This is a genomic window from Pseudoalteromonas sp. CR1 (genome assembly GCF_019392235.1).
GTDB lineage: Bacteria > Pseudomonadota > Gammaproteobacteria > Enterobacterales > Alteromonadaceae > Pseudoalteromonas.
Genome location: NZ_JAHXRM010000053.1, coordinates 1 through 422 on the forward strand (window position 1 = coordinate 1; position 422 = coordinate 422).

At 64.0% G+C, this 422-nt stretch carries 1 protein-coding gene; it reads left to right on the forward strand.

What is annotated here, in order from left to right:
• Positions 1–422, forward strand: a 422-nt coding sequence (locus tag KZZ04_RS18450; protein ID WP_368735896.1) for a hypothetical protein, incomplete at both ends; no start/stop codon positions are given.

Below are 422 nucleotides of genomic sequence, written 5' to 3' on the forward strand. Positions count from 1 at the left end.
GTCACTGCGGCGGCCTGCGCCAATCCCAGACCATCGGCGACTACGTACTGGCCCACGCCTATATGCGCCGCGACGGGATTCTCGACCGCGTGGTACCGCCGAACATCCCGATCCCGGCCCTGGCCGAAGTGCAGATGGCGTTGCAGCAAGCGGCGGCGAATGTCACCGGCGAAAAAGGCGAAGAGCTGAAAAAACGCCTGCGCACCGGCACCGTGCTGACCTACGACGATCGTAACTGGGAGCTGCGTTGGGCCCAGGAACGGCCGCTGATCAACTTGTCCCGCGCGGTGGCCGTGGACATGGAAAGCGGCACCATCGCCGCCCAGGGTTATCGCTTGCGGGTGCCGTATGGCACGTTGCTGTGTGTTTCGGACAAACCACTGCACAGCGAAATCAAGCTGCCGGGTTCGGCCAACGCGTTC